This window comes from Collinsella sp. OM08-14AT (genome assembly GCF_003438115.1).
Taxonomy (GTDB): domain Bacteria; phylum Actinomycetota; class Coriobacteriia; order Coriobacteriales; family Coriobacteriaceae; genus Collinsella.
The window spans coordinates 34,079-59,612 of sequence record NZ_QSTE01000009.1 but is presented as its reverse complement, the minus strand read 5'-3'; the positions used below and the strand labels follow the sequence as shown (position 1 = coordinate 59,612).

The following is a 25,534-nucleotide window of genomic DNA, read 5'->3' as shown; positions in this document are numbered from 1 at the left end:
TTCGGTCCTTTCGACCTGGCGTGATGGGTGGTCTAGTGGGAGGCCTCGTCGTCGAGCGCGCGCTTAATGCGGTCGCCCTCGGCAAGGAGATTCTCCAGATAGCGCTGGTCGCGGTCCTTAAGGGCGCGGCTGTAGGCGCCAAGCGATTCGATCAGATGGTCGATCTCGAAGGCGAGCGCATCGGCGTCGTCGATCATGAGCTCGGACCACATCTGAGGATTGAGGTGTGCCACGCGGGTGAGGTCGCGGTAGCTGCCGGCCGAAAAGCCGTGGTGGACCTGAGCGGTCGGGCTCTTAACATAGGCGTTGGAGACGACGTGCGCGAGCTGGCTCGTAAAGGCGATGACGCGGTCGTGCTCGGCGGCGCTCGTTACGCTGAACTTGCCAAAGCCCAGGGGACGTACCATCTCGCGCACCTGGCCCAAAAGCTCCAGCTTGAGTGCGTCGTCCACTGCGGGCGGTACAAGCACGAGCGGTGCGTCCTGGAACAGGTCGGCGCGGGAATGCGCGTAGCCCGAGAACTGCGTGCCCGCCATGGGGTGCGCGCCCACAAAGTAAAAACCGTGCTCGCGGGCAAGCTCAAAGGCGCGCTCGCACACGATGCCCTTGACGCCTACGGTGTCGATCACCACGGGGCCCATGATGGCCTCGGTGTCGGTGGCGTCGGCGAGTGCCTGGGCGTGCGCCTCGAGCCACTCGATGCAGGCCTCGGGGTAGCATGCCAGGACGATGATGTCGCACTCGCCGAGCGTCTCGTCGTTGAGCTCGCCGGCAACGGTGCCCATGCTGGCGGCCGTCATGACGTCGTCATCGGGGTCCCAGGCCAGCACACGGACGCCCGCCTGCGCATAGCCGCGGGCAAAACTGCCGCCGATGAGGCCCAGGCCCACGATGCCGGCGCACTTGGGGCCACCCTGGTTAACGCGTGCGTTTCTCACCGTGCCCATGGGCTACTCCTGAACGGTCTCTTGGCAGACGACCTCGCGGATGGCGCGGATGCGGCGCATGGTGTCGTCGAACTGGTCGGGGGTGAGGGCCTGAGCGCCGTCGGACCAAGCATGGCTCGGGTCGTCGTGGACCTCGATCTCCAGACCGTTGGCGCCGCAGGCGGTCGCCGCGAGCGCCATAGGCTCAACGTAGCGGGTGTAGCCGGTGGCGTGGCTGGGGTCGGCAACGACGGGCAGGTGCGACAGGTGGTGGAGCACCGGCACGGCGTTGAGGTCGAAGGTGTTGCGGGTGCGGGTCTCGAAGGTGCGGATACCGCGCTCACACAGGATGACGTTGTCGTTGCCCTCGCTCATGATGTACTCGGCAGCCATGAGCAGCTCGTCGACGGTGCCGGACATGCCGCGCTTGAGCAGAACCGGGGTCTGCGTCTTGCCGACCTCCTTGAGCAGGGGGAAATTCTGGGCGTTGCGAGCGCCAATCTGCATGACGTCAATCTTCTTGTCGAGGAAGACCTGCACGTCGCGCGGGTCCATGATCTCGGTGACGATCGGCATGTCGAGCTCGGCGGATGCCTCGCACAGCAGGTCCAGACCGGCGGGGCCCATGCCCTGGTAGGCGTACGGGGAAGTGCGGGGCTTGTAGGCGCCGCCGCGCAGCATCGTGGCGCCGGCTGCCTTCACGCGGCGGGCGATGCGGATGAGGTTCTCGCCCTCGACGGAGCACGGGCCGGCGATGACCTGGAACTGGTCGCCGCCGATCTTGACGCCGTGGCCGCAGTCGATGACGGAGTCCTCGGGGTGGAACTTGCGGTTGGCGCGCTTGAACGGCTCGGAGACGCGCTGCACGCGCTCGACGACGTCCATGGACTCGAGCAGGAATGGGTCGATCTTGGTCGTATCGCCCACCAGGCCGATGATCGTCTCGTTCTCGCCGCGCGAGACGTCGGTCTTCAGGCCCTTTTTCTCAATCCAGCTGACGATATGGCTGACGGCCTCGTCGCTGGCGCTCTGCTTTAAAATTGCAATCATGGTGTGCCTCTCACCTCGATGGATAACCCTTGCAAAAACGGCCCGCATCGCGAGCCGTGTATATATGGTGCATGAGAGTTTATACTATCTGATTCGCTTTTGCCTTCTAAAGTGAGCCGTTGCGCCGCGTCTTCCCCGGAATTGCAAAGCTTTTTCTTTTATTTTGATAGCCCGTGGTGCACTTGGGTATAATGCCAAACGTTGGCCCTATTAGCTCAGGGGATTAGAGCGTCTGCCTCCGGAGCAGAAGGCCGTTGGTTCGAATCCAACATGGGGCACCATCGAACGTGAGACCGTCCGAACCTCGCATGGTCCGGGCGGTTTTTCTTATACCGACGCGACGTGATGGGACGTGGTATGGCAGCAACGGATATCGAGCGCGGACTCTCGACCGCCGAGGTCGAGGAGCGCATCGCCGCCGGTAAGATCAACCGCAACATGGAGCTCAAGACCAAGTCGGTCAAAGAGCTCATCATCGAGAACCTCTGCACGCTGTTCAATTTGATCAACGTGATTTTGGCGTTCCTAGTCATTTTGACCGGTTCGTTTAAGAATCTGACGTTCCTGTTCGTGGTGTTTCTCAATACCGCCATCGGCGTCATCCAGTCCATGCGTTCCAAGAAGATGGTCGATAAGCTCACGCTGCTGACCTCCAAGAAGGCCATTGCGGTGCGCGACGGCGCCGAGGTGGAGCTCGACCTGGACCAGATCGTGCTCGACGATATCATCCGCCTGGGGCGCGGCGACCAGATTCCCGCTGACGCCGTGGTGGTTTCGGGCGAGGCGCTCGTGAACGAGAGCCTGCTGACGGGTGAGAGCGACCTCATTAAGAAACAGCCCGGTTCCGAGCTCATGAGCGGCAGCTTTATCGACTCGGGCTTGCTGCGCGCCCGCGTGATCCATGTCGGCGCCGACAACTACGTGGCCAAAATTAATAACGAGGCGAAGTACGTCAAAAAGGTCAATTCCGAGATCATGAACGCGCTTAACGCCATCGTGCGCTTTGCGAGCATCATCATGATCCCGCTCGGTTTGGCGTTGTTTGCCTCGAGTGTGAGCGAGCTGTGGGATGCCGCGGGAACCCCGGGCGATAGCGCGCTTTCGTGGTGCTTCTCCGAGCTGTTGGCTGGTCATGTGCCTTCGTCGGCGCTGCTGTCCACGGTGGGCGCCCTGCTGGGCATGATCCCGCAAGGCCTGGTGCTGCTGACCTCGTCGGTGCTCGCCATCGCCACGGTGCGCCTGGCCCGCCGCAAGGTACTCGCGCAGCAGCTCTACTGCATTGAGACGATCGCGCGCGTCGACGTGCTGTGCCTGGACAAGACGGGCACCATCACGTCGGGCCGCATGGAGGTCGAGGGTACCTATCCGCTGCCGGTCGAGGGTATGGGTGCGGGGGAGGGCGACGCCGCCGTTCCCGTCGATACCACGGTGCTCGATTTTGCGCTGGCTAACGTCGCACGTGCGACCTCGGCCGATGCCAACGAGACCTGCCAGGCGCTGCTCAACTACTACGCCGACCGCCCGGTCGAGGTGTCTGAGCCGCTGTCGGTCATTCCGTTCTCGTCGTCCAAAAAGTGGAGCGGTGCCTCGTTTGCGCAGGGCTCCTATGTGATGGGCGCGGCGCAATTTGTGCTTTCAGAGCGCGCCTTTTCGCAGGTCGAGAACCGCGTGGCCGAACTTGCCGACACCTGCCGCGTGCTTGTGGTGGCCTGCGTGGACGGCTTTACGCCCGATGGCGATATGGTGGGCGAGGCCGAGCCCGTGGGCTTTGTGACCATTCGCGACGAGATCCGCACCTCGGCCGCCGAGACCATCGGGTACTTTAACGAGCAGGGCGTGACCCTCAACGTGATCAGTGGCGACGACCCGCGTACGGTGTCGTCGATTGCGCGCGTGGTGGGCGTGCCGGGGGCGGACGCTTATGTGGACGCCACGACGCTCGATACGCCGGCCAAGCTCGATGCCGCAGTGGACCGCTACCATGTCTTTGGTCGTGTGACCCCGCAGCAGAAGCGCGAGCTCGTGCAGGCACTCAAGCGCCGCGAGCACACCGTGGCCATGACGGGCGACGGCGTTAACGATGTGCTAGCGCTCAAGGAGGCTGACTGCTCCGTCGCCATGGCGGCTGGCTCCGACGCCGCGCGTAACGTGGCCGAGATCGTACTCGTCGACAACGACTTTGCCTCGATGCCCGCCGTGGTGGCCGAGGGCCGTCGCTCCATCAACAACCTGCAGCGCTCCGCGGCGCTGTTCCTGACCAAAACGCTGTTCTCGATGGGCTTGGCGGCGCTGTGCATCGCGCTGCCGCCGTACCCCTTCGAGCCCATCCAGATGACGCTCATTAACTTCTTCTGTATTGGCGCGCCGGGCTTTGTGTTGGGCCTGGAGCCCAACAATGCTCGCGTGAAGGGATCGTTCCTGACGAACGTGCTCAAGCGGGCACTGCCGGCGTCGATTGCGGTCATTTTGGCTGCGGCGCTCGATATCTTTGTGGCGCGGGTGTTTGGCTTTAGCCAGCTCACGCTGTCTACGATGTGCCTGCTTACGTCGTGCGCGGCGAGCGTCAGCCTGATCTGGCGCATCTCGCAGCCTCTCACGCCCTTACGTGTGGTGCTCTTTGTGTTTGTAGTCGCCGGCATCCTGGTGGGCGTTATCGGATTCCCGGAGCTGCTGTCTATTGCCAACCTGACAATGGGCCAGATGGTTATCTTGGCTGCCGTCGTGGTCTTTACCTGCTCGGTGTTTTTTAAGCTCGCCACGATGATGGATTCGCTCAAGCCGCGTCGTCGTCATGCCGCAACTGGTTTTGGCCGCGGTGTTCGCGTCCGCCTGGGTCGCGGTGGCGGCAAGGTGAGCTCGACGGGTTCGACGGCGGAGCGTTTTGCCAAGCGCGTCGCCGCCGACATGGCACAGCGCCGCGAAGCTCGCACCGTTCGCGAGGCCGAGGTCCGCGCACTCGAGGGCGTGGCCCAGGCCCAGCCCAAGAAAAAGAAGGGTAGCGGAGCCAAGCGCTCTCGCGTAACCAAGTCCGCCCAAGGCATCAAAGTCTCGATGCCGAGCAAAAAGAAGAAGTAACTACGCGCCCTGGCGATGTTGAATTGGTGCCTTGCTCCTGTGGGGCCGTGGCGATGTTATGCTCTAACCTCGATTGTTTGAATTGCTTCGAAAAGAGGATGCCGTGATCTGTCCGCATTGCCTTAAGACTATCGAGGACGGCGCCTCGTTCTGCCCCTACTGCAACGCCTATGTGGGTCCGGGCGATGGTCCGGAGCACACCGAGTTCGTGTTCTGTGAGGGCTGCGGTGCCCGTCTTTCTCCGCATGATCGTACGTGCCCAAAATGCGGACGCCCCGCTCCGGGTATCCTCTCCGAGGACGCGGCCGCATCCGACCTGGCAGCGGGCCGCACGGCGGGCTTTCCGCGCCTAACGCAAGAGCAGATCGATACCGAGGTGCCGCATGCGCCGGCCTCTGCCGCTGCGGTGCTTTCGGACGCCGCCGACCCCAATGAGACCTGCGTGCTGCCGGCTTTCGATAAGGATTTCGGTATCCCCAAGGTCGATATTCCCATGCCCGTTTCCCTGCATGACGATGCTCAAAAACCCAAGCGCAAGGTGCACCCCGACGAGGACGCCTATCACAAGCACAAGCGTCATATTCCCAAGCCGCTTATCGTCATCGCGGTCCTTGCCGTCGTTTGCGGCGGTGCCTATTGGTTCGTGACGACCGATCCCATGGGTGTTATGCCCGACTTCTACGACCAGTTTGGCCAAGCTGCACAAACCACCTTCCCCACGCGCCAAAAGGGCGAGGCGACTGAGGACGATACCAAGCAGGGCGATTCTGCCGAGGTGGTCCAGGAAGAAACCGTGCTCACCGATGATCAGCTCTATACCAGGCTCGACGGTCTGTATCAGACCATCGTGTCCTACGCTGACGAAGACCAGATCGGCGAGGTCATCGATTCCTTTAACAACGGCTATCTCCGAACGCCGCTGTCCACCCGTCAGGAGCTGTCGCAGAGTGCCTACGCCCTGCGCGACCAGATCAAAAAGACGCAAGATGAGCTCAACAACCTTAAGTACCAGGACGATTCGGTCTATGCGGATGACATCGCCCACTTAAAGCAGCTTGCCGAGTGGATGTATGAGCGCGTCGACGTGATCTGCCAGAGCTGGGATATTTCGCTGGCCATTCCCGATGGCGAGTCGATGAGTTCCCACCAAAGCGAGATCCTGGCGCCCATCGCGCAGGGCGGCAATAGCGCGCTGAACCAGTACGATGCCAATGTGGGTTCCTGGAAGCCGCAGCAGCGTTCCTAAAACTAGTTCGCCATAGTCGGCATAACCTACGTACGCAATTGATGTAAGCCCGTGCTTATTGCTACAATTCGTACAAATATGCTTTAAACGCACGAGGAAGGAACCACATGTTTGGTTTTAAGAAAGAGCTCTACACGCCCGAGTATCAGCTTGTCGGCGACGAGTGCGCCGTAATCGAGACGTCGAAGGGTACCATCAAGGTCAAGTTTGACGGCGAGGGCGCTCCCATTCATGTCGCGAACTTCTGCGAGCTTTCCACGATGGGTTTCTATGATGGCCTTAAGTTCCATCGCTATGTGCCCGGTTTTGTTATCCAAGGTGGCGACCCCAATACCCGCGACATGTCCGGCGCCGACGTCGCCGCCGGTCTTGAGGGCCCCGACGGCATGCCCGGTACCGGTGGCCCCGGCTACTGCATCAAGGGCGAGTTCGCCACCAATCCGCGCAACAGCCATGTCGATGGCGCCCTTGCCATGGCACGCTCCATGGACCCCGATTCCGCGGGTTCGCAGTTCTACTTCTGCCTGGGCGCCCAGCATAACCTCGATTCCGGTTACACCGTCTTTGGTACCACGGTCGAGGGTCTCGATGTGATTTCGCAGCTGCGTGCCGGCGACGAGATCGTCCATGTCGAGATCGTTCACGAGTAAAGGGGACTTCCTTGAATAGCCAGCTGATCCAACAGGGCCGCGCCGCTTACCGCGCGGGTGATTTTTCCGCTGCAGCCCAGATGCTTGGGGCGGCAAAGACTCCCGATGAGATTATGGGCGAGGCAGATCACCTTCGTGGCAACGCCTTGATGCACCTGGGCATGTATGCCGAGGCCGCCGAGGCCTATGCCGCCGCCCTCAACGACGGCACCTACGGCAAGCGCGGCGCGCTGCTCACCAACCGCGGCAAGGCGCTTGCCGCCGTGGGCGACTACACGACGGCCGCTCAGGCGTTCTCTGCTGCTACGCAGGATGCTTCCTATGCCACGCCGTTCAAGGCCTATCTGGGCCTGGGCAATGCGCTGTTCCAGTCGGGCGACTATGCCAACGCAGGAACCGCCTTCCGTCAGGCTGCCATCGACGGCGCCAATCCGGCTCCTGCCGCCGCACTCGGCGAGCTCGGTCGTTGCTTCATTAAGCTCGGCCGTCCGGCGGATGCCGTGGAGACCTACCGCACGGCTATCGACTTTGCCGGCCCCCGCGACGACACGCGTGCGCTCAACGCCGGCATGGGTCAGGCGCTTTCTGCCGCCGGCCGTCCCTCCGACGCACTCGACGCCTTTAACGCCGCTACTGCCGATGGCATCTACCAGCTCACCTCCGAGCAGGCCGATGAGCTTGCCCGCGTGCACGATTCGCTTGCCGCGCTGTCTGCCCAGACGGCTATGGCCACGGCTCCGGCGCCCGCGATGGACGCTCCTGCCGTCGATCCGCTCGATCCTACGGGCGCGACCGGTCAGTTTATGCCCGATCCCTCGGACACCGGCTTCTTTACGCTGTCCGAGTCCGAGATGGTCCAGCAGGACCGTCAGGATCGTAAGCAGGCCAAGGTCCGTCGTCGCCATCGCCACACGGGTCTTAAAGTCTTCATCGTGCTGCTTCTGCTCATTTTGATCGCCGCGGGCGGTCTGGGCTTTGCCTACACGCGCGGCTTCGGCTTCCCGTCTCAGGAGTCTGTCGTTACCGATCTGTTCCAGGCTGCCGGCGACGGTGACGCCGCAAAGGCCGAGTCTTGCCTGGCCTCGAGCCTGTCCGAGGACGCTAAGTCGATGATCATCTCCTCGATTCCGCAGGGTGCCACCGTGTCCGTCGAGGGCATGGATCAGTCCATGACCGAGACGACCGCCAAGGTGAAGGCATCGCTGTCCAAGGGCGGCGAGCAGGAGTACACCGTCAAATTCGTGCGCTCCGACAACCATATCGGCTGGGCCGTTTCTTCGCTTGATATGGATTTCTCGGCTGCTGACAACCAGTAGTGACCTTATGGGATTTAGCTTTGCCCGGCGCTTCACCGCAAGTGAGGCGCCGGGCTTGCGCTAGTATGATGAGCTAGTAGTTTTCCAGCAATCATCCAACACATCAGGAGTTGCGTTGTTTTCTTTGATGGATATGTTCTTCGGTAGCTATGCGGGCGATCTTGCCATCGACCTCGGCACCGCCAATACGCTTGTCTCCGTGCGCGGCAAGGGCATCGTCATTCGCGAGCCCTCTGTTGTCGCCATCGACAAGAACGACGAGCGCATCTTGGCGGTCGGTATCGAGGCAAAGCGCATGCTCGGCCGTACGCCCGGCAACATCGTGGCCGTTCGTCCCCTGAAGGACGGCGTCATCGCCGACTTCGATGTTACCGAGGCCATGCTTCGCTACTTTATCGACAAGGCGTCCGAGAAGCGCTATCCGTGGACTCCGCGTCCGCGTGTTGTCGTCTGCGTTCCCTCCGGTGTCACGTCGGTCGAGAAGCGCGCTGTCTTTGAGGCCACGATCCAGGCCGGTGCCCGCCAGGCCTATCTGATCGAAGAGCCCATGGCGGCTGCCATCGGCGCCGACCTGCCCGTCGAGGAACCCACCGGCTCCATGGTCATCGACATCGGTGGCGGTACCACCGAGGTTGCCGTTATCGCTATGGGCGGCATCGTCGTCTCGCAGTCCATCCGTATTGCCGGCGACGAGTTCGATCAGGCCATCCTCACGCACGTTCGTGATGCCTACAACCTGGCCATCGGCGAGCGTACGGCAGAGGACATCAAGATCAAGGTCGGCTCCGCCGTGCCGCTCAAGGATGAGCTCGACGTCGAGGTCAACGGCCGCGACGTGATCACCGGTCTGCCCAAGACCGTGCGCATCGAGAGCGAGGAGATTCGTCGCGCACTCAACAAGCCGCTCGACGAGATGGCCAAGGCCGTCAAGGACGCACTCGACGCTACGCCTCCCGATCTTGCCTCGGACCTTATGTACTATGGCATTTTGCTGACCGGTGGCGGCGCGCTGCTGCGCGGTCTCGATGTGCGCCTGCGCGATGAGACCGGCGTTTCGGTCAACGTCAGCCCCACGGCGCTCGATAACGTTGTTAACGGCTGTGCCCGCGTGCTCGAGGCCAATGCGTTTGATGGCGGCTTCGTCCAGACCAATGCTTAATTTCCAAAAGGTGGATTCCATTTGGCACGATCTTCGGGTTTCTCCACAAATCTGAATACCAAGCGACAATCAACGGGTATGCGCCCGTTGATTGTTTTCAGCCTGATTTCGGTGTTGCTGCTCACGTTTTACATCCGGGAGGGCGAAGCAGGACCGATTCATGCCGTGCGCTCGGGCGTGACGACGATTACCTCGCCGGTGCGCTTTGTGGGCTCGGCTGTGGCGGCTCCCTTCAATGCGATCGGAAACGTGTTCTCTAACCTTACGGCGTCGCAGGACACGCTTGACGAGCTTAAGAAGCAAAACGAGGAACTGACCTCTAAGGTTGCTGAGCTCTCCGAGGCTCAAAAGACTGCCGAGCGCCTGGAGGGCCTGGTCGGCCTGCAGTCGACCTACAACCTCAAATCGACCGCAGCTCGTATCGTTGGTGCCTCGGGCGATGCCTGGACTTCGACCGTAACCATCGACAAGGGCTCTGCCGACGGCCTTACCATCAACATGCCCGTGACGAGTTCTGCCGGTGTTATCGGCCAGATCATCGAAGTTTCGGCCAAGACATCGACCGTGCGCCTGATTGGCGACGAGAACTCGGGCGTGTCCGCCATGGTGCAGGACACTCGCGCCCAGGGCATGCTGCAGGGTCAGGCTGACGGCACGCTGCGTCTTGAGTACGTGAGCGTTGACTCCGATGTTAAGGTTGGCGACATCATCGTTACTTCTGGCATCGGTGGCGTGTTCCCCAAGGGCCTACCGCTCGGCACCGTCTCGTCGGTTGAGAAATCTGCAAACGACGTGTACTACACCATTGTGGTGCGCGCTCAGACAACGGCCGAGAACAACGAGGAAGTGCTGGTCATTACCTCGCTGACCGACGAACAGTCGGCCTCGGATGAGGACGTGAGCACCGCTAATAGCACGCCGCAGGGAACGTCGCGCGATGCTGCGACCAAGACGAAGGACGAGAGCTCGGATGACAGTTCCGACACGTCCGAGACGACCGATTCCGGCTCGAGCGAATAGGGGGGCATGTCCATGGATCTACACGAGCAGGGGATGAGCTCCCGCACGTTTGCAATCGCCGCCATCGTGTGCGTGCTGCTGCAGGCAGGCCTCGCACCGCAGATCTCCATTGCGGGCGGTCGCGTCAACTTCATGATTATCCTGGTGTGCCTAAGCGTGTTCTCGGGCGACCCGACCCGTGCCGTCGCGTGCGGGTTTTGCAGCGGCTTGTTCTATGACCTGTCCGCTGCCGTGCCGGTGGGCGTTATGTCGCTGCTGCTGACGGTGGGCAGTTTTGCCCTGGTGCACAGCTCTGCCGGTCAGACGGGCGGCTCCCCGAGCGCGCGCGGTATTACCGTGGGCGCCTTCGCGCTTGCCATCAACGTGGTCTACAGCATCATCTTGCTGTTTATGGGTCTGGAGACGAGCTTTGTGGTGGCTATTTTTGGCCACGCACTGCCGTCTTCGATCCTGACGGGTCTGGTTGCCATTCCGTTTTTGATGTCCGGTGTCGTGCCGCAGTCCGGTTACGGATTCTCCGCACGCGGTGGTCGTCAGACGGGCATGCGCTTCAAGCCCAAGACCCGCAAACTCAAATAGGGGAGGCCCGTAGATGTCTTCCCAGATGACGGTCATCATCGCCGGTATCGTGCTGGTCGTGGCCATTGTGGTCGCGCTGGTCATCATGCGCCGCGGCGATTCCCGTTTTACCTACGACACACAGCATGGAACGGCCCCGCGTGCCACCGAGGGCGAGGGCAATACCGCCGCTACCGCCTTCAAGGGTCGCTTCTCTATCCTCACCGCCGGCGTGGGCGCGATGTTTGCCGCGCTCGCCGTCAAGCTGTGGGGTATGCAGATGGTCTCGTCGGACTACTACGACAAGCAGGCCAAGAGCAACCAGACCCGTACTGTCACCACGCCGGCTGTGCGCGGGCGAATCCTTGATCGCAATGGCGTGGCACTTGTGCAAAACCGTCCCTCACTTGCCGTTGTCGCCTATCGCGACCTGGCCGATGACACTGTGCTGGTTCGCCATCTTGCCAACGTGCTCGGTATGCCCTACGTCGCGGTGCTGCGCAATATCCAGGACAATTCCGAGGGCGCCCAGAGCCTGCATACCATCGCGACGGACGTGCGCCGCTCCACGGTTGCCTATATTCAGGAGCACGCCGGCGAGTTCCCTGGCGTGAAGATTGCCGAGCGCACCGAGCGCCAGTATCCATATGGCGAGACGGCATGCCATATCTTGGGCTATACCGGCACCATTACCTCCGAGCAGCTCGAGGCCCAGAATAAGAAAACCTCTGGCGATGATGATGCTTCTGCTGGCCGGATTACGTACCAGTCGGGCGATATCGTGGGCCAGGCGGGTGTTGAGAGCTACTACGAAAACCTGCTGCAGGGTATTCGTGGCGAGCAGACCGTCAAGGTCGATGCCTCGGGCAACGTGACTGGTCAGGCCGGCGCCGTGCCCGCCAAGGCCGGCTCCGACATTAAGCTCACGCTTGACCTCAAGATTCAGCAAGCCTGCGAGACGGCGTTGGCGAGCGCTATCGAACTCGCCAAGACCACGGGCTACAGCAACGCCGGCAACGGCGCCGTGGTGTGCCTCGATCCCAACAACGGCGAGATTCTGGGCATGGCGAGCGAGCCCAAGTTCGATCCGTCCGTCTTTATCGGCGGCATCTCAAATGACGTGTGGACCGAGCTCAATGATGACAAGGGTTCGCACCCGCTGCTCAACCGCGCCATTAGCGGACAGTACATGTCGGCCTCGACCATCAAGCCGCTCTCGGCACTGGCCGGTCTTGAGTTTGGAACCTACACTTCAACGCAGACAACCAACTGCACGGGCTATTGGACGGGCCTGGGCAAGGCTTGGGGCAAGCGCTGCTGGCTGACGTCTGGCCACGGCACCATGACGCTGCAGTCGGGTATCGCCAACTCGTGCGACCCCGTCTTCTACGACATGGGCAAGGCCTTCTTTTATGACGAGCAACATTCCGAGGGCCTGCAGGAGGTCTTTCGTCGCTGGGGCCTAGGCAAGACCTGCGGTATCGATCTGCCGAGTGAGGGCGCGGGCCGTATTCCCGATGCCGAGTGGAAAGAGTCGTACTTTACCGACGCCTCTGCCGAGGACCGCAAGTGGAATGCCGGCGATATGACCAACATTGCCATCGGCCAGGGCGACATTTTGGTGACGCCCCTGCAGATGGCGTGCGCCTATATGGGTCTTGCCAACGGCGGCAAACAGTACGTGCCTCACGTGTTTTTGTCTGCCGTGTCGCGCGATGGCGACGGCGATGCCTATAAGTACAACGGCAAGGGCAAGAAGAAGCGCCTGGAGGCCAAGATCAACAGCGATTCGGATTTGACTCTTGTTCGCAACGGCATGCACGACGTGATTTACACGGCATCGACGTCCCTGGCGGCTCACTTTGGCACCCTGACGCCGCAGGTGTACGGCAAGTCGGGCACGGGCGAGAAAAGCGGCGAGGACGAATACGCGTGGTTCTGCGCCTATGCACCGGCCGATGATCCCAAGTATGTCATCGCTACTGTCCTGGAGCAGGGCGGCGGTGGTTCGGATACCGCGATGCATGTCGTGCGCGACGTGCTCGGCGTGATTTATGACGAGCCCGATACCTCTTCGGCCTCGGGCGATTCTTCGGTTCGATAGGAGGTTGCGATGGATTTTTCTCCGGCGGATCTGTTCCGTTCAACCAAGACCGGCTCTCGCAGCAGCCTGGACCGCGTCAACAAGCAACTTTCGGCCTCGCGCGGTACGTTTCGCCAAAAGGTGCATATCGGTGTGCTGCTGGCTACCGTCGCGCTCGTTGCCTATGGCGCCATCATTATTTGGTCGGCGTCACAGTTTAAGGCCGACGCCTCATTCTCGCGCCACCTGCTGGGAATTGGTATCGGGGCGTTGCTGGCGGTGCTGGTCTGGCGTACCGACCTGCGCGGTATTTCCAATTTTTCGACGGCGTTGCTCGTCATCGACCTGATCGTGATCTTCTCGCCCAAGATTCCGGGTCTGTCCTATACGGGCGGTCTGGGCATGACGGGCTGGATCAAGATTCCCGGTATCGGTTTGACATTCCAGCCCGTTGAGCTTGCCAAGCTCATCACCATCTTCTTTATCGCCACGCTTGGCTCGCAGTATAACGGCCGCATCGATACCGTTCGCGACTACGTCAAGCTCTGCGGCATGCTGTCCATCCCGTTTTTGGCCGTCGTTGCCATGGGCGACCTGGGCTCGGGCCTGGTCGTGCTGGTCTCGGGCGCCATCGTCATCTGCATGAGCGGTGCGCGCCGCGAATGGGTGCTGTCGACCCTGGCCCTGCTTGTGGGCCTGGTGGCCCTCGTTCTGGCGCTCGATTCGGTCTTTGATTCGTTGCTCGGCCACGATGTGCTCATCAAGCAGTATCAGATGAACCGCCTAACGGTCTTTATCGACCCCGATAATGCCGATTCGGACGATGCCTACAACCTGCAGCAGTCGCTTATCGCCGTTGGCTCGGGCGGCTTCTTTGGTAAGGGTTTAGGCCATGCGACGCAGTCGGCCGGCGGCTTTCTGCCTGAGTTCCACACCGACTTCGTCTTCGCCTTCCTGTCCGAGACCTTTGGCTTTTGCGGTTCCTTTTTGCTCCTGTGCCTCTACGTGCTGCTGATCTTTTCGACGATTCGCGTCGCCTTTAAGTGCGAGTCGCTGTTCTTGCGCCTTTCGTGTGTGGGCATCGTTGGCATGTGGGCGTTCCAGACCTTCGAAAACATCGGCATGTGCATCGGCATGATGCCGATTACCGGTATTCCGCTACCGTTTATTAGCTTTGGTTCGTCTTCGATGATGATTCAGCTGCTGACGGTGGGTATCGTACAATCCATATGGCGGCATCGTTCGGGCGCCGCGTAACCGCTTGAGGGGTTTGCTATGAAAATTCCCGTAGATAAGCTGACCCGCGCTTTTAAGATGGGCGCGTCCGTTAAGAAGGATTCCGATACGCCGGTGCGCGTCTCGGTCTATTTGGATTCGTCCGCCTCGCGCTTTCTGGCCGAGACGGTGCGTGACGCCTTTGTGCCGCAGACGACCTCGGGCATTGTGCGCGTCGAGCGTTTGGGGGAGGAGCGAATTGCTCCAAAGACCGATACCGATGTGGTACTGGTGCTCTCGTGCGGTTCCGACCGCTTGGAGAGTGCCGTGCAGGAGCTCGTGATCGCCGGCGCGCCCGTGTGCGTGCTTGCCGAGTCTGCTGTGGAGGTGCCGTTTATCGAGGAGTCCACGCCTATGCTCGGCGTGGTAGCGGCAACCGATAAGACGTATCTGCTCGAGACGCTTGCCCGCTGGATTCTCGATCGCACCGACAAGGAAACGGCTTTTGCGGCGAACTTTGCCTTCATGCGCATCGCGGCGGCCAATCGTATCATCACCTCGTGCGCGCTCACCAATATGGCGACCGGTGCGCTGGTGTTTTTGCCGGGCGCCGATTATCCCGTGATGGCGCTGGCGCAGGTGGGCATGCTCTTTGAGCTCGCTGCCGTCTTTGGACGCGGCATTAAGCCTGAGCGCGGCTACGAGGTCGCGGGCGTGCTTGCCGGCGGTCTTGTGATCCGCGCGGTCACCAGCGCGCTCGTCAAGCAGACGCCACATATTGGGTTTGCCGTCAAGGCGCTTACTGCCGCCGCGGGCACCTATGGCATGGGCCGTGCGCTCGTTTCGCTCTACGAGCGCGATGTCGACTACAGCCGTGCCAACGAGGTGGTCACTGCCACGTTCTCCCGCGTTCGCGATCTGGTGACCACGGTCGCGGGCGCTACCCGTCCTATGGCGTCCTACGAGGACGCATCCGATCTCGCTGCTTAGGGGTTTTCCGTTGCGCGTTCCGTATCAAGACTGTTTTCATTTAATTGAGCCGCTGCTCGCCAAGGTCGAAAAGCCGAGTCGCTATATCGATCACGAGTGGGGCACGCTTTCAAAGGCCGATGCCGACTACCGTTGCTGCCTGATCTACCCGGATGTGTACGAGGTCGGTCTGCCCAACCATGGTATCGCCATCCTCTACAACATCCTTAACCAGGCCGAGGGCATCTCCTGCGAGCGTGGCTATGTGCCGTGGCCCGATATGGGTGACGCCATGCGCGAGGCGGGTATTCCGCTGCTGTCGCTCGAGGGTGCCGCCCCCGTCGCTTCGTTTGATATCGTCGGTCTGCATGTGCCGCACGAGATGGCGGTGACGAACTTCCTTGAGGCACTCGACCTCGCTGGCATTCCGCTGTTAGCGGCCGACCGAGGTGAAGACGACCCCATCATCATCGCCGGCGGCCCCTCGGTGTACAACCCCGAGCCGTACGCGGCCTTCTTCGATGCCATCCTCATCGGCGAGGGCGAGGAATCGCTGCTCGAGACCTGCCAGCTGCATCGTCGCCTGCGCGACGAAGGAGTCCCGCGCGCGCAGATTGTTGAGCAGTTTGCATCCATTGCCGGCAACTACGTGCCGTCGCTCTATGAGGTTCGTCACGACGAGCCCTGCTCGCCGCATGGCTACACCGTGCCGCGCGAGGGCAAGGATGCGCCGACCGTGGTCTACAAACGCGTCGTCGAGGATTTCGGCGCCACGAATCCGCTGTCGCAGTCGTGCGTGCCCTATGCGCAGCTGGTTCACGACCGCCTGTCTATCGAGATTCTGCGCGGCTGCGCTCGCGGCTGTCGTTTTTGCCAGGCCGGCATGACGTATCGCCCGGTGCGTGAGCGTTCGGCCGACCAGATCGTCTCGTCGGTGATTCAGGGTCTGGAAAAGACCGGCTATGACGAGGTGTCGCTGACCTCGCTCTCCACGACCGACCACTCCTGCATTCGTGACGTGCTTGGCAGGCTCAACCGTCGCCTGGAGGATACGGGTATTCGCGTGTCTATTCCGTCGCAGCGCTTGGATTCGTTTGGCGTGGATATGGCCGAGTCGGTCGCCGGCGAAAAGAAGGGCGGCCTGACGTTCGCGCCCGAGGCCGGCAGCCAGCGCATGCGCGACATCATTAACAAGAACGTGACCGAGGAGGACCTGGACCGTGCGGCCAAGGCGGCCTTCGAGGCCGGCTGGAACCGCATGAAGCTCTACTTTATGATGGGCCTTCCCGGCGAGCGCGACGAGGACATCGTGGCCATCGCCAATCTGGCCGATCACGTGCTGGAGCTCGGTCGTTCCGTGGTGCCCAAGGCTCGTCGCGGCTCGATCTCGGTGTCCATCTCGGTTTCGGTGTTTATCCCCAAGGCTGCCACGCCGTTCCAGTGGTGCCCGCAGCTCGACTACGACGACGTCAAGCGTCGCCAGAAGCTGCTTATCACGAGCGTTCGCAACCGTGCCGTCCGCGTGCATTACCACGATGCCGAGACCTCGCTCATCGAGGCCGCGCTCTCCCGCGCCGGTCGTGACATGACGCCCGTCATCATCGATGCTTGGCGCTCGGGGTCTCGCTTTGACGCCTGGGTAGAGCATTTCTCGCTCGATAACTGGAAGGAGGCTGCTGCCAAAAACGGCATCGACCTCAATGAGCTTGTGCACCTGCCCTACGAGTTGGACTGGCGTCTGCCGTGGGAGCATGTGAGCCCCGGCTGCACGCGCGGCTTCCTCGAGCGCGAGTACCGTCGCTCGCTCGAGGGTGTCACGACTCCCGACTGCACTCGCACGTCGTGCACCGGCTGCGGAATCTGCCCCACGCTCCACGCCAAGAATGTATTGATGGGTGATCGCGCATGAGTGAGCGCCTGACCGACAACCCCACGCTCTTTAGACTTCGTGTTCGCTATGGCAAGCGCGATCGCCTTAAGTACCTGGGCCATCTCGAAGTAATCCATACCATTGAGCGCATCGTGCGCCGTGCGGGACTTCCCTATGCCGTCACGCAGGGCTTCTCTCCGCACATGCGCGTGGGCTTCTCTTCGGCGCTACCGGTGGGTACGTCGTCGACCTGCGAGTGGTATGACCTGTTTATGACCGAGTTCGTGGCGCTCGACGAGGCGTTTGGGCGCCTGGCTGCGGCCTCTCCGGCCGATCTGGCGCCCATCGAGGCGGCGTACATCGACGTGCGCACGCCGGCGCTCACGGCTCAGCTTACGCGTCTGTCGTACCGTATCGACTTGCACCTGGACCCCGAAGCCCCCGTGAGCGCCGACGAGGTGCGCGCTGCGATTGACACGCTGCGCGCGGGTCATGGTATTGACTATGCGCGCGGCAAAAAGAGCAAGCGCTTAGACCTTGACCACACACTGGTGGGCTATGAGATCACGGCGGGGGAGCGTCCGGACCATCTGGTGCTCATGCTCGACACCCATGCCGACAACGAGGGCTCCATGCGTCCGGAGATTTTGCTTTCTGCTGCTGATGTTTTGTTGCAGGGCTTGACCCCGGGCGTCGATGCACCTATTGTTTCCACCGGTATGCAAGACCTCGTGACCATCTGCTCCTACGATGTCGAGCGTCAGAATCAAGCATGCGAGGACGACGAGGGCCGACTCGTCAGCCCCATACCTGTGCGAACTTGTGGATTTGCTCCACATACTCGTTGACGGGGGTATTTTCGCCTGCTACTATATTCGGCTGTTGCACTAACTGATGCATGAAGGGCAAGTAAACATGTACGCAATCGTTAACACGGGCGGCAAGCAGTACAAGGTCGCCACCGACGATGTCATCACCGTCGAGAAGATCGAGGGCAATGAGGGCGACAAGGTCACCCTGCCGGTCATCTTCCTCAACGATGGTAAGAAGATCGTCACCGATCCCGACAAGCTGGCCAAGGCCAAGGTTACCGCTCAGATCGTTGAGCAGTTCAAGGGCGAGAAGCAGCTGGTCTTCAAGTTCCACAAGCGTAAGCGCTATCGTCGTCTGAAGGGTCACCGTCAGCAGCTCACCAAGCTGAAGATCGTGAAGGTCCAGGCTACGTCCCGCGCCAAGAAGGCTGTCAAGGCAGAGGCCGAGGCTGTTGCCGAGGCTCCCGTCGCCGAGTAGATTACACTCGTAACGAAAGAGTAGGTATACACAATGGCACACAAAAAAGGACTCGGTTCCTCCCGTAATGGCCGTGACTCCCGCGGTCAGCGCCTTGGCACGAAGCGCTATGCCGGCCAGACGGTAACCACGGGCACGATTCTCGTCCGCCAGCACGGCACGCACATCCACCCGGGTGAGAACGTTGGCCGTGGCAAGGACGACACGCTGTTCGCGCTGGTCGACGGTACCGTTGAGTTCCACAAGGGTATCAAGCACAGGGTCAGCGTACGCCCGCTCGCGAACGCGTAATTTACCCTTCATAGAGCACATATGTGGGAGGCACTTGAGTTTTAGGATTCAAGGGTCTCCCTCTTTTTGTAGGAGGCGATTCTGTTGTCACAGTTCACCGATATCAGCCGCATTAACGTGTGCGGCGGCGACGGCGGAGCCGGATGCATGTCGTTTAGGCGCGAGGCATTTGTCCCCAAGGGCGGCCCCGATGGCGGCGACGGCGGTCGTGGCGGCAATGTTGTCATTCAGGCCGATGCTCAGCTGTCTTCGCTGATCGATTACCGCTTCAAGCATCACTTCCGCGCCGAGCGCGGCACGCATGGGCAGGGTGCCCGTCGTAACGGTAAGAGCGGCGAGGACCTGATCCTGAAGGTTCCCATGGGCACCGTGGTGCGCGAGCTCGACCCCGAGACGCAGACCCCGATGTTCGAGATTGCTGACCTGGTGCACGATGGCGAGCGCGTTGTCGTGGCGCCCGGCGGTGCCGGTGGCCTGGGCAACACGCACTTTGTGACGTCGGTGCGTCGCGCGCCCGCGTTCGCTCAGCTGGGCGAACCGGCCGAGGAGCACTGGATTGAGCTTGAGATGAAGCTTATGGCCGATGCTGCGCTCGTGGGTTTCCCCTCGGTGGGCAAGTCCTCGCTTATCGCGCGCATGAGTGCCGCCCGTCCCAAGATCGCCGACTATCCGTTTACAACGCTCGTGCCGAACCTCGGCATGGTGCGTGCCGGTGAGTATTCTTACGTCGTTGCCGACGTTCCTGGTTTGATCGAGGGCGCGAGCGAGGGCAAGGGCCTGGGCCACCAGTTCCTGCGCCACATTGAGCGCACGGCGCTCATCATGCATGTCGTTGACATGACGGGCGGGTTTGAGGATCGCGATCCGGTCGAGGATTACCGTATCATCAACCGTGAGCTCGAGCAGTATGGCGCCGAGCTTTCGGAGCGTCCGCAGATCGTCGTCGCCAACAAGTGCGATGCGCCGGGCACGGCCGACATGATTGCCGACCTCAAGCGCGCCGCGCTCGACGATGGACATATGTTCTTTGCCGTGTCCGCCGTGACGGGCGCCGGCCTCAACACGCTGATGCTTGCCGTGGGCGAGCAGGTGGCTAAGCTGCGTGCCGAGTTGGTGGTCTCCGCTGAGCCAGTCGATCTGCGCGACGAGGAGTGGGAGCGCCGCCGTCTGCAGCGCGAGAAGCGTTTCCGCATTGTCCAGGAAGAGCCCGGTGCCTTCCGTGTGGTTGGTCGCGCGATTGAGCGCATGGTCATCCAGACCGATTGGGAAAACGAGGAAGCTGTCATTTATCTGCAGCACAAGTTTGCGCGTATGGGTGTTGACGACGCGCTCGAGAAGGCCGGTTGCCGTGCGGGCGACGAGGTCCGCATTTGCCAGCGCGCCTTTGACTTTGAGGGCGCTGAGGACTTCTTGGAGTACGAGGAGCTCGAGGACGCTGGTGAGGACGTTGCCGTTGAGGCCATTGACGTGGCCGATGCTGCGGATGAGGGCGTCGAGGCTATCGATGCGGCTGATGCCGCGGACGATGCCGAGACCTCGGAGGGCGAGTAAGCCATGTCGCTGCGCGGTGGAATCGGTTTGCCCGAGCTGCCCATAAAAGAGGGCAAAGAGTTTCGGCTTGGCATTATGGGCGGCACCTTCGACCCGATTCATTACGGGCACCTGGTGACTGCCGAGCAGGCGCGCGAGTCGCTCGACTTGGACGCCGTGCTCTTTATGCCGGCGGGCTCTCCCGCCTTTAAGCTTGACAAGCCGGTTACGCCTGCCGAGGACCGTTATGCCATGACGGTCCTCGCCACCGCCGCGAACCCGGCCTTTTTGGCGAGCCGGTTCGAGATTGACCGTCCGGGCGTAACCTATACGGCCGATACGCTTCATGCCCTTCGCGACTTTTACCCGCCGCAGGTAAAGCTCTACTTTATTACGGGCGCCGATGCGATTATCGATATTGTGACCTGGCATGATGCCGAACGAATCGCTGAGCTTGCTACCTTTATTGCGGCGACGCGACCGGGCTTTGATATCGATACGGCGCGTGCCCGAATCAAAGAGTCGGGGCTGCCGTTCGACGTGCGCTATATTCAGATTCCGGCGCTAGCGATCAGCTCGACGAACATTCGTAAGCGAGTTGCCCGCGGCATGAGCGTGCGCTATCTTACGAGCGAGTCCGTGCTCGGCTACATTCGCAAGCGCAGGCTATATGCCGATTTGGGCCAAGAAGATTTTGAGTGATGGGGGCTACGTTGTCGGTAGAGGATCAGTTTGAGGGCGATGAGCGCGCGCTGCTCAAGCGCATTCAAGAACTGCTCGATGTTCGCATGAAAGATAAGCGCAAGCGCTATGTGCATTCGCTGGGTGTTGCCGAGACCGCACTTCATCTGGCCGAGGTCTACGGCGTTGACCGCTTTGATGCGGCTGCCGCCGGCTTAATTCACGATTGGGACAAGGTTCTTTCCGATGACGAGCTCGTGGCCCGCGCGCTTCACTATGGCATCAAGGTTGCCGGCTCTCCTTCCGCTGCGACGCCGCTTTTGCATGGCCCTGTTGCCGCCCATGAGCTTCCGCAGCTTTTTCCCGAGCTGTCGCCGGCTGTTTTCCAGGCTGTCGACCGTCACACCGTGGGTGCCTGCGACATGACGCCGCTCGATATGGTGGTCTTTGTGGCAGATGCCATCGAGCCCAACCGTCACGGCGACTATGCCCATGCGCTGCGCAAGATGGTGGGGGAGTCGACGCTTGACGAGTTGTTCTTCTCCTGTTTTGCGCAGGGTCTGGTCTATGTGATCCAGTCCGGGCGCTATCTTTATCCCACGGCTATTACGATTTACAACCATTACGCCCAGCTGCGCTAGCTCGGGTGTGTCTAGAAAGAGGTATTCCATGGCCGATGAGACCATGACCGACGAGCAGATTCTTGAAGGTGTGGAGCACAAGAGCTTCGTTGCCACGTCCGACCGCACCGCTGCCTCGCTGTCCACGAGCGGTGTCGCCGCCGAGGATGTCGCCCGCGCCGCCGCGCAGGCCGCCTACGACAAGAAAGGCGAGGACGTGCAGGTGCTCGATCTGACCGAGCTCTCCGACGTGTGCGATTACTTTGTGCTCGCCACCGGTACCAATAACCGTCAGGTCGATTCGATCGTCGACGAGATCGAGGAGAAGGTCGCCGAGGCTTGCGGCGAGCATCCGTTCTCCATCGAGGGCCGTGAGCAGAAGACCTGGATGCTCATGGACTACGGTTCGGTTGTCGTCCACGTCTTCACTCCCGAAGCCCGCGACTTCTACCGCCTAGAAAAGCTCTGGGGTGACGCCCCCCAGCTCCCCCTCAATCTCCTCTAGTAGCTCATTTGATACGGGGATTTTTAGCTAGCTTCGCGCATTTCGCCGGGCAGTTGCGGTTTTCCGCACCTGCCCGGCTTTCTTTTTGCCTAAAGGCGGTTAATCGTTGAAGCGGGATTGGCGGCCGAAGGATAGGGCGGTGTCGCCGAACTTGTCTCGGACGGCATCGATCGCGACTGAGAGGTCGCGACGGTCGCTTGATTGGGCTCCGCGGTCGTCGACTTCGCAGAACAGGTCGGTCTGGATGCCGCCCTGATGGTCAAAGTCGCTCATCCCGATACCCGCCAGACGCACATGCATGCCTTCCTGCCAGATGTTGTCGAGCAGTTCGAGCGCAACCGCCACAAAGATGTTCTCATCGTCGGTGGGGTGGGGAAGCCGGCGCTGTGCCGAGCGACCGCTTCCATACGAATACTTGAGCTTGAGCGTCACCGTGGCGCCCGTCAGTCCCTGACGGCGCAGGCGGCGTCCCACTGACTCGCCCAACAGCGCAATCGCCGCTTCGATGTCCCCGCGCTCAGTCAAATCTTTCGCAAAGGTGCGCTCATTGCTCACCGATTTAACCTCGCGCTCTTCATCGAGACTCGTGACTTCGGAGATTTCAAGTCCCAGCGCACGCTGACGCATACGTTCGCCGTTGACGCCAAAAATAGAGGCCAAGGTGGATTCCGGCGCGCGTGACAGCTCGCCGAGCGTGTAGATGCGCATACGGCGCAGTCGCTCCTCGGCCGAGCGCCCGATGCCGCTCATGGCAGATACCGGCAGCGCGGCCAAAAAGCGCTGCTCGGTTCCGGGGCGCACGATGGTCAGCCCAAACGGCTTATCACGCTCGCTTGCGATCTTTGCGACCGTCTTGTTGCAGCCCACGCCAATGGAGCAGGTCACTCCCAGCGCTGCCACGCGGTCGCTTATACGCCGCGCAACCAGTAGCGGGTCTTCGGGCGCAAAGCGACCCGGTGTGATATCGATAAAGGCTTCGTCGATGGATACGCGCTCAACGCGCGGCGTCTCCTCGGCAAGAATTGCCATGACCTGCGCGCTCACCTCGCGGTAGCGATCAAAGTGCCCGTGCGTCCAAATGGCTTGCGGGCACAAGCGCCGCGCCTCGGCCGAGGCCATGGCAGAGTGCACGCCAAAGCGACGCGCCTCATACGAACACGTGGACACGACGCCACGCGAATCGGCGTCTCCGCCCACGATGAGCGGCTTTCCGCGCCACTCGGGGTGGTCGAGCATCTCCACGCTCGCAAAAAACGCATCGAGGTCCATGAGGCCCACCGCCGGACCCGTCCAGGGGGGCGGCGTGACGCCCATGGCATCCTCATAACCGTATGTATGTTCGCGTCTTTCCATGTCATGAGTATACCGCGCAGCTCATGTGGGGTGCGTGTATGTGCTTGCAAATCCCGAATTCTTGTCTAAGATATGGATTTGCCCTCGACTACACCGAAGAAGTTGGTCTCACGGACTTCACCTGCCCGCGTCGATGGCGTATTATGTTCAACTGTTTGTTTGTAGTTGCAGCCTAAAGCTGCTTGGTTGGAGGAGTTTCCTTTGGCAGTCAAGATTCGCCTTGCTCGTCACGGCGCTAAGAAGCGTCCGTACTACCGTGTCGTCGTCGCCGATTCCCGCGCCCCGCGTGACGGTCGTATCATCGAGGAGGTTGGCCGCTACAACCCGATGACCGCCCCCAAGACCATCAACCTCGACCTCGAGAAGATCGCCGACTGGCAGTCCAAGGGCGCTCAGCTCACCGACGCCGTCGCCGCTCTGGTCAAGGCCGCCAACGAGGGCGAGAAGACCGAGACCGTCGTCAAGAAGTCCAAGAAGCAGCTCGCCAAAGAGGCCGAGGCCGCTAAGGCTGCCGCTGAGGCCGCTGAGGGCGCCGAGGAGTAAATCGTGCCTGAGGTTGACGCTGCACAGCTCGAGGGTGAGGCAATGCTCTCAGATCGCATCGCCGATCTCGTCGAATATCTCGTTGTTCAGATCGTCGACGACCCGGATTCCGTGAGCCTTGAGGTCATCGATGGTGACGACGCCTCTACGATCGAGGTTTCTGTCGCCGAGGATGACGTCGCTAAGGTCATCGGCCGTCGTGGCCGTACCATCAAGGCCATTCGCACGCTCGCCCGTGCACTGGCCGCTCGCCTCGACACTGCTGTCGAGGTAGAGGTTCTGGGCTAGGACCTTGAGGTCCCAGTACAAAAACATCGCCCGTGTGGTCAAGCCGCACGGAAGGAAGGGGGAGGTCCTCGCGCAGCCGCTGCGGGGGCTTCCTTCTGTATTAGAGCCGGGTATGCGCGTCGCCCTGACGCCGCCGGCGCTCAAGCGCGACCGCTTTTGCACGGTCGTGTCCGTCACCGATACGGGCGATGGCGATCTGGTCTCGTTTGAGGGCATTGACGACTTGACGGCCGCCGAGGGCATCACGGGATGCTATGTGTTGGCAAATCGTGACGATTTTGAGCTCGATTCACTCGACGCCGCCTATACCGACCTGATGGGTCGCGAGGTGGTTGACGAGCGCTTCGGTTCGCTCGGCACGATTGTCGAGATCATGTCGACGCCCGCTAACGATGTTTGGGATGTCGAGGGCGATCGGTACGGCGAGGTACTGATTCCCGTGATCGAGCAGGTTGTGCTCGATCTTCCCGACACAGGAACAATTTCCGTCCACGTTATGGACGGCCTGATCGATATGGACAAGTAGGGAGGACAACATGCTGATTGAGACCCTTTCGGTCTTTCCCGAGATGTTTGAGCCCGTCATGTCCACATCGATTTTGGGCCGCGCCCGCAAGGCCGGCCTTTTTGATTTTAAGGCGTATAACCTGCGCGACTGGACGCACGACCGCCATCGTACCGTCGATGACGAGCCGTACGGCGGCGGGCAGGGCATGCTCATGAAGGTCGAGCCTATCGCCGAGGCCATCGAGGCCATTAGCGCGGAGGGCCCCAAGCCGACGGTGGTGTTCTTCACCCCGTGCGGCGAGCCTTTTACGCAGCATGTGGCCGAGCGCCTGCTCAAAAGCGAGCGCTTGCTGTTTGTGTGCAGCCGTTACGAGGGTGTCGACGAGCGTGCCTATGCGTATGCCGACGAGCGCCTGTCGATCGGCGATTACGTGCTCACGGGCGGCGAGCTTCCCGCTATGGTCGTTGCCGATGCTGTCGTACGCCTGATTCCCGGCGCCCTTGGTGACGAGATGAGCAACGTCGACGAGTCGTTCTCGACCGCCGAGGACGGAGGCCTGCTCGAGTATGCGCAGTACACTCGCCCTGCTGAATTCAACGGCGAGGGCGTGCCGCCGGTGCTCGTGAGCGGTGACCATGCCAAGGTCGATGCCTGGCGCCGTAAGAATGCCATCGAGCGCACCTGCCGCTGGCGTCCCGACCTGATCGAGACGGCACGGCTTACGCCCCAGGAGCGCGCATACGCGCAGGAGATTCTGGACGCTTCGTATTCGCAGAGCGAGGAGTGAG

The 25,534-nt window shown here is 61.3% G+C and carries 25 protein-coding genes and 1 tRNA gene; 23 read left to right on the top strand and 3 right to left on the bottom strand.

What is annotated here, in order from left to right:
• Positions 1–32: 32 nt before the first annotated feature.
• Entirely contained in the window at positions 33–947 is a 915-nt protein-coding gene (locus DXC18_RS06310) for a prephenate dehydrogenase/arogenate dehydrogenase family protein (protein WP_117635289.1), read from the bottom strand.
• A 3-nt stretch (positions 948–950) separates the two neighbouring features.
• Positions 951–1,976 (bottom strand): 3-deoxy-7-phosphoheptulonate synthase, encoded by a 1,026-nt coding sequence (gene aroF / locus DXC18_RS06305; RefSeq protein WP_117716665.1) that lies wholly within the window; start codon positions 1,974–1,976, stop codon positions 951–953.
• A gap of 204 nt (positions 1,977–2,180) precedes the next feature.
• Here aroF and DXC18_RS06300 point away from each other — a divergent pair.
• From DXC18_RS06300 to rsfS, 19 genes are all read left to right on the top strand, one after another.
• Positions 2,181–2,257, top strand: a tRNA-Arg gene (locus tag DXC18_RS06300).
• 76 nt (positions 2,258–2,333) lie between these two features.
• Positions 2,334–5,051: an HAD-IC family P-type ATPase gene (locus DXC18_RS06295; RefSeq protein ID WP_117716664.1), complete on the top strand. Its 2,718-nt coding sequence runs from the start codon at positions 2,334–2,336 to the stop codon at positions 5,049–5,051.
• A gap of 103 nt (positions 5,052–5,154) precedes the next feature.
• On the top strand, positions 5,155–6,297 hold the full coding sequence (locus DXC18_RS06290; RefSeq protein ID WP_158551990.1) for a zinc ribbon domain-containing protein: 1,143 nt from the start codon (positions 5,155–5,157) through the stop codon (positions 6,295–6,297).
• A 107-nt stretch (positions 6,298–6,404) separates the two neighbouring features.
• Complete coding sequence (locus DXC18_RS06285) at positions 6,405–6,947, top strand: peptidylprolyl isomerase (protein WP_055249980.1); 543 nt, start codon at positions 6,405–6,407, stop codon at positions 6,945–6,947.
• A gap of 11 nt (positions 6,948–6,958) precedes the next feature.
• On the top strand, positions 6,959–8,263 hold the full coding sequence (locus DXC18_RS06280) for a tetratricopeptide repeat protein (protein WP_231500813.1): 1,305 nt from the start codon (positions 6,959–6,961) through the stop codon (positions 8,261–8,263).
• 127 nt (positions 8,264–8,390) lie between these two features.
• Entirely contained in the window at positions 8,391–9,422 is a 1,032-nt protein-coding gene (locus DXC18_RS06275; RefSeq protein WP_006236061.1) for a rod shape-determining protein, read from the top strand.
• A 78-nt stretch (positions 9,423–9,500) separates the two neighbouring features.
• The gene (mreC, locus tag DXC18_RS06270) at positions 9,501–10,442 is read left to right on the top strand and encodes a rod shape-determining protein MreC (protein WP_082421788.1); all 942 of its coding nucleotides are present in this window, start codon (positions 9,501–9,503) and stop codon (positions 10,440–10,442) included.
• Between the two features lie 12 nt (positions 10,443–10,454).
• Complete coding sequence (locus DXC18_RS06265) at positions 10,455–11,021, top strand: hypothetical protein (protein WP_117716662.1); 567 nt, start codon at positions 10,455–10,457, stop codon at positions 11,019–11,021.
• A gap of 13 nt (positions 11,022–11,034) precedes the next feature.
• On the top strand, positions 11,035–13,104 hold the full coding sequence (gene mrdA, locus DXC18_RS06260) for a penicillin-binding protein 2 (RefSeq protein WP_117716661.1): 2,070 nt from the start codon (positions 11,035–11,037) through the stop codon (positions 13,102–13,104).
• Between the two features lie 9 nt (positions 13,105–13,113).
• Positions 13,114–14,340: an FtsW/RodA/SpoVE family cell cycle protein gene (locus DXC18_RS06255; RefSeq protein WP_117716660.1), complete on the top strand. Its 1,227-nt coding sequence runs from the start codon at positions 13,114–13,116 to the stop codon at positions 14,338–14,340.
• An 18-nt stretch (positions 14,341–14,358) separates the two neighbouring features.
• Positions 14,359–15,288 carry a YcjF family protein gene (locus DXC18_RS06250; protein ID WP_117716659.1) on the top strand — a complete coding sequence of 310 codons (930 nt, stop codon included), beginning with the start codon at positions 14,359–14,361 and terminating at the stop codon, positions 15,286–15,288.
• A gap of 10 nt (positions 15,289–15,298) precedes the next feature.
• The gene (locus DXC18_RS06245) at positions 15,299–17,176 is read left to right on the top strand and encodes a TIGR03960 family B12-binding radical SAM protein (protein ID WP_117716658.1); all 1,878 of its coding nucleotides are present in this window, start codon (positions 15,299–15,301) and stop codon (positions 17,174–17,176) included.
• Positions 17,173–17,985: a TIGR03936 family radical SAM-associated protein gene (locus DXC18_RS06240; protein WP_117716657.1), complete on the top strand. Its 813-nt coding sequence runs from the start codon at positions 17,173–17,175 to the stop codon at positions 17,983–17,985. Before DXC18_RS06245 ends, DXC18_RS06240 begins: the two co-directional genes overlap by 4 nt.
• A gap of 67 nt (positions 17,986–18,052) precedes the next feature.
• A complete protein-coding gene (gene rplU / locus DXC18_RS06235; RefSeq protein ID WP_035138585.1) occupies positions 18,053–18,427 on the top strand; it encodes a 50S ribosomal protein L21 in 375 nt (124 codons plus the stop codon).
• Positions 18,428–18,460: 33 nt separating this feature from the next.
• On the top strand, positions 18,461–18,718 hold the full coding sequence (gene rpmA, locus DXC18_RS06230; RefSeq protein WP_006236075.1) for a 50S ribosomal protein L27: 258 nt from the start codon (positions 18,461–18,463) through the stop codon (positions 18,716–18,718).
• Positions 18,719–18,802: 84 nt separating this feature from the next.
• A complete protein-coding gene (gene obgE / locus DXC18_RS06225; protein WP_199412225.1) occupies positions 18,803–20,269 on the top strand; it encodes a GTPase ObgE in 1,467 nt (488 codons plus the stop codon).
• A gap of 3 nt (positions 20,270–20,272) precedes the next feature.
• Positions 20,273–20,950: a nicotinate-nucleotide adenylyltransferase gene (gene nadD / locus DXC18_RS06220; protein ID WP_117637231.1), complete on the top strand. Its 678-nt coding sequence runs from the start codon at positions 20,273–20,275 to the stop codon at positions 20,948–20,950.
• Positions 20,951–21,036: 86 nt separating this feature from the next.
• The gene (gene yqeK / locus DXC18_RS06215) at positions 21,037–21,570 is read left to right on the top strand and encodes a bis(5'-nucleosyl)-tetraphosphatase (symmetrical) YqeK (RefSeq protein WP_199412228.1); all 534 of its coding nucleotides are present in this window, start codon (positions 21,037–21,039) and stop codon (positions 21,568–21,570) included.
• Positions 21,571–21,598: 28 nt separating this feature from the next.
• Positions 21,599–22,054 carry a ribosome silencing factor gene (gene rsfS / locus DXC18_RS06210; RefSeq protein WP_117629161.1) on the top strand — a complete coding sequence of 152 codons (456 nt, stop codon included), beginning with the start codon at positions 21,599–21,601 and terminating at the stop codon, positions 22,052–22,054.
• Between the two features lie 99 nt (positions 22,055–22,153).
• Here rsfS and dinB read toward each other — a convergent pair whose 3' ends face one another.
• Positions 22,154–23,407 carry a DNA polymerase IV gene (gene dinB, locus DXC18_RS06205; RefSeq protein ID WP_199412224.1) on the bottom strand — a complete coding sequence of 418 codons (1,254 nt, stop codon included), beginning with the start codon at positions 23,405–23,407 and terminating at the stop codon, positions 22,154–22,156.
• Between the two features lie 201 nt (positions 23,408–23,608).
• Here dinB and rpsP point away from each other — a divergent pair, with 201 nt between their 5' ends.
• The 4 genes from rpsP to trmD are packed head-to-tail and all read left to right on the top strand — an operon-like array spanning position 23,609 to position 25,533.
• Positions 23,609–23,950: a 30S ribosomal protein S16 gene (gene rpsP / locus DXC18_RS06200; RefSeq protein WP_022094749.1), complete on the top strand. Its 342-nt coding sequence runs from the start codon at positions 23,609–23,611 to the stop codon at positions 23,948–23,950.
• A gap of 42 nt (positions 23,951–23,992) precedes the next feature.
• Positions 23,993–24,238, top strand: a complete 246-nt coding sequence (locus DXC18_RS06195; protein WP_171021534.1) for a KH domain-containing protein — start codon at positions 23,993–23,995, stop codon at positions 24,236–24,238.
• Positions 24,239–24,272: 34 nt separating this feature from the next.
• A complete protein-coding gene (gene rimM, locus DXC18_RS06190; protein WP_233502560.1) occupies positions 24,273–24,764 on the top strand; it encodes a ribosome maturation factor RimM in 492 nt (163 codons plus the stop codon).
• A 10-nt stretch (positions 24,765–24,774) separates the two neighbouring features.
• Entirely contained in the window at positions 24,775–25,533 is a 759-nt protein-coding gene (trmD, locus tag DXC18_RS06185) for a tRNA (guanosine(37)-N1)-methyltransferase TrmD (protein ID WP_117654832.1), read from the top strand.
• Position 25,534 lies beyond the last annotated feature (1 nt).

Bases quoted from the DNA above. Each gene is read 5' to 3' on its own strand.
- DXC18_RS06310 (WP_117635289.1), bottom strand. From the start codon at position 947: ATGGGCACGGTGAGAAACGCACGCGTTAACCAGGGTGGCCCCAAGTGC.
- aroF (WP_117716665.1), bottom strand. From the start codon at position 1,976: ATGATTGCAATTTTAAAGCAGAGCGCCAGCGACGAGGCCGTCAGCCAT.
- DXC18_RS06295 (WP_117716664.1), top strand. From the start codon at position 2,334: ATGGCAGCAACGGATATCGAGCGCGGACTCTCGACCGCCGAGGTCGAG.
- DXC18_RS06285 (WP_055249980.1), top strand. From the start codon at position 6,405: ATGTTTGGTTTTAAGAAAGAGCTCTACACGCCCGAGTATCAGCTTGTC.
- DXC18_RS06275 (WP_006236061.1), top strand. From the start codon at position 8,391: ATGGATATGTTCTTCGGTAGCTATGCGGGCGATCTTGCCATCGACCTC.
- mreC (WP_082421788.1), top strand. From the start codon at position 9,501: ATGCGCCCGTTGATTGTTTTCAGCCTGATTTCGGTGTTGCTGCTCACG.
- DXC18_RS06265 (WP_117716662.1), top strand. From the start codon at position 10,455: ATGGATCTACACGAGCAGGGGATGAGCTCCCGCACGTTTGCAATCGCC.
- mrdA (WP_117716661.1), top strand. From the start codon at position 11,035: ATGTCTTCCCAGATGACGGTCATCATCGCCGGTATCGTGCTGGTCGTG.
- DXC18_RS06255 (WP_117716660.1), top strand. From the start codon at position 13,114: ATGGATTTTTCTCCGGCGGATCTGTTCCGTTCAACCAAGACCGGCTCT.
- DXC18_RS06250 (WP_117716659.1), top strand. From the start codon at position 14,359: ATGAAAATTCCCGTAGATAAGCTGACCCGCGCTTTTAAGATGGGCGCG.
- DXC18_RS06240 (WP_117716657.1), top strand. From the start codon at position 17,173: ATGAGTGAGCGCCTGACCGACAACCCCACGCTCTTTAGACTTCGTGTT.
- rplU (WP_035138585.1), top strand. From the start codon at position 18,053: ATGTACGCAATCGTTAACACGGGCGGCAAGCAGTACAAGGTCGCCACC.
- rpmA (WP_006236075.1), top strand. From the start codon at position 18,461: ATGGCACACAAAAAAGGACTCGGTTCCTCCCGTAATGGCCGTGACTCC.
- nadD (WP_117637231.1), top strand. From the start codon at position 20,273: ATGTCGCTGCGCGGTGGAATCGGTTTGCCCGAGCTGCCCATAAAAGAG.
- yqeK (WP_199412228.1), top strand. From the start codon at position 21,037: ATGAAAGATAAGCGCAAGCGCTATGTGCATTCGCTGGGTGTTGCCGAG.
- rsfS (WP_117629161.1), top strand. From the start codon at position 21,599: ATGGCCGATGAGACCATGACCGACGAGCAGATTCTTGAAGGTGTGGAG.
- dinB (WP_199412224.1), bottom strand. From the start codon at position 23,407: ATGGAAAGACGCGAACATACATACGGTTATGAGGATGCCATGGGCGTC.
- DXC18_RS06195 (WP_171021534.1), top strand. From the start codon at position 23,993: ATGCTCTCAGATCGCATCGCCGATCTCGTCGAATATCTCGTTGTTCAG.
- trmD (WP_117654832.1), top strand. From the start codon at position 24,775: ATGCTGATTGAGACCCTTTCGGTCTTTCCCGAGATGTTTGAGCCCGTC.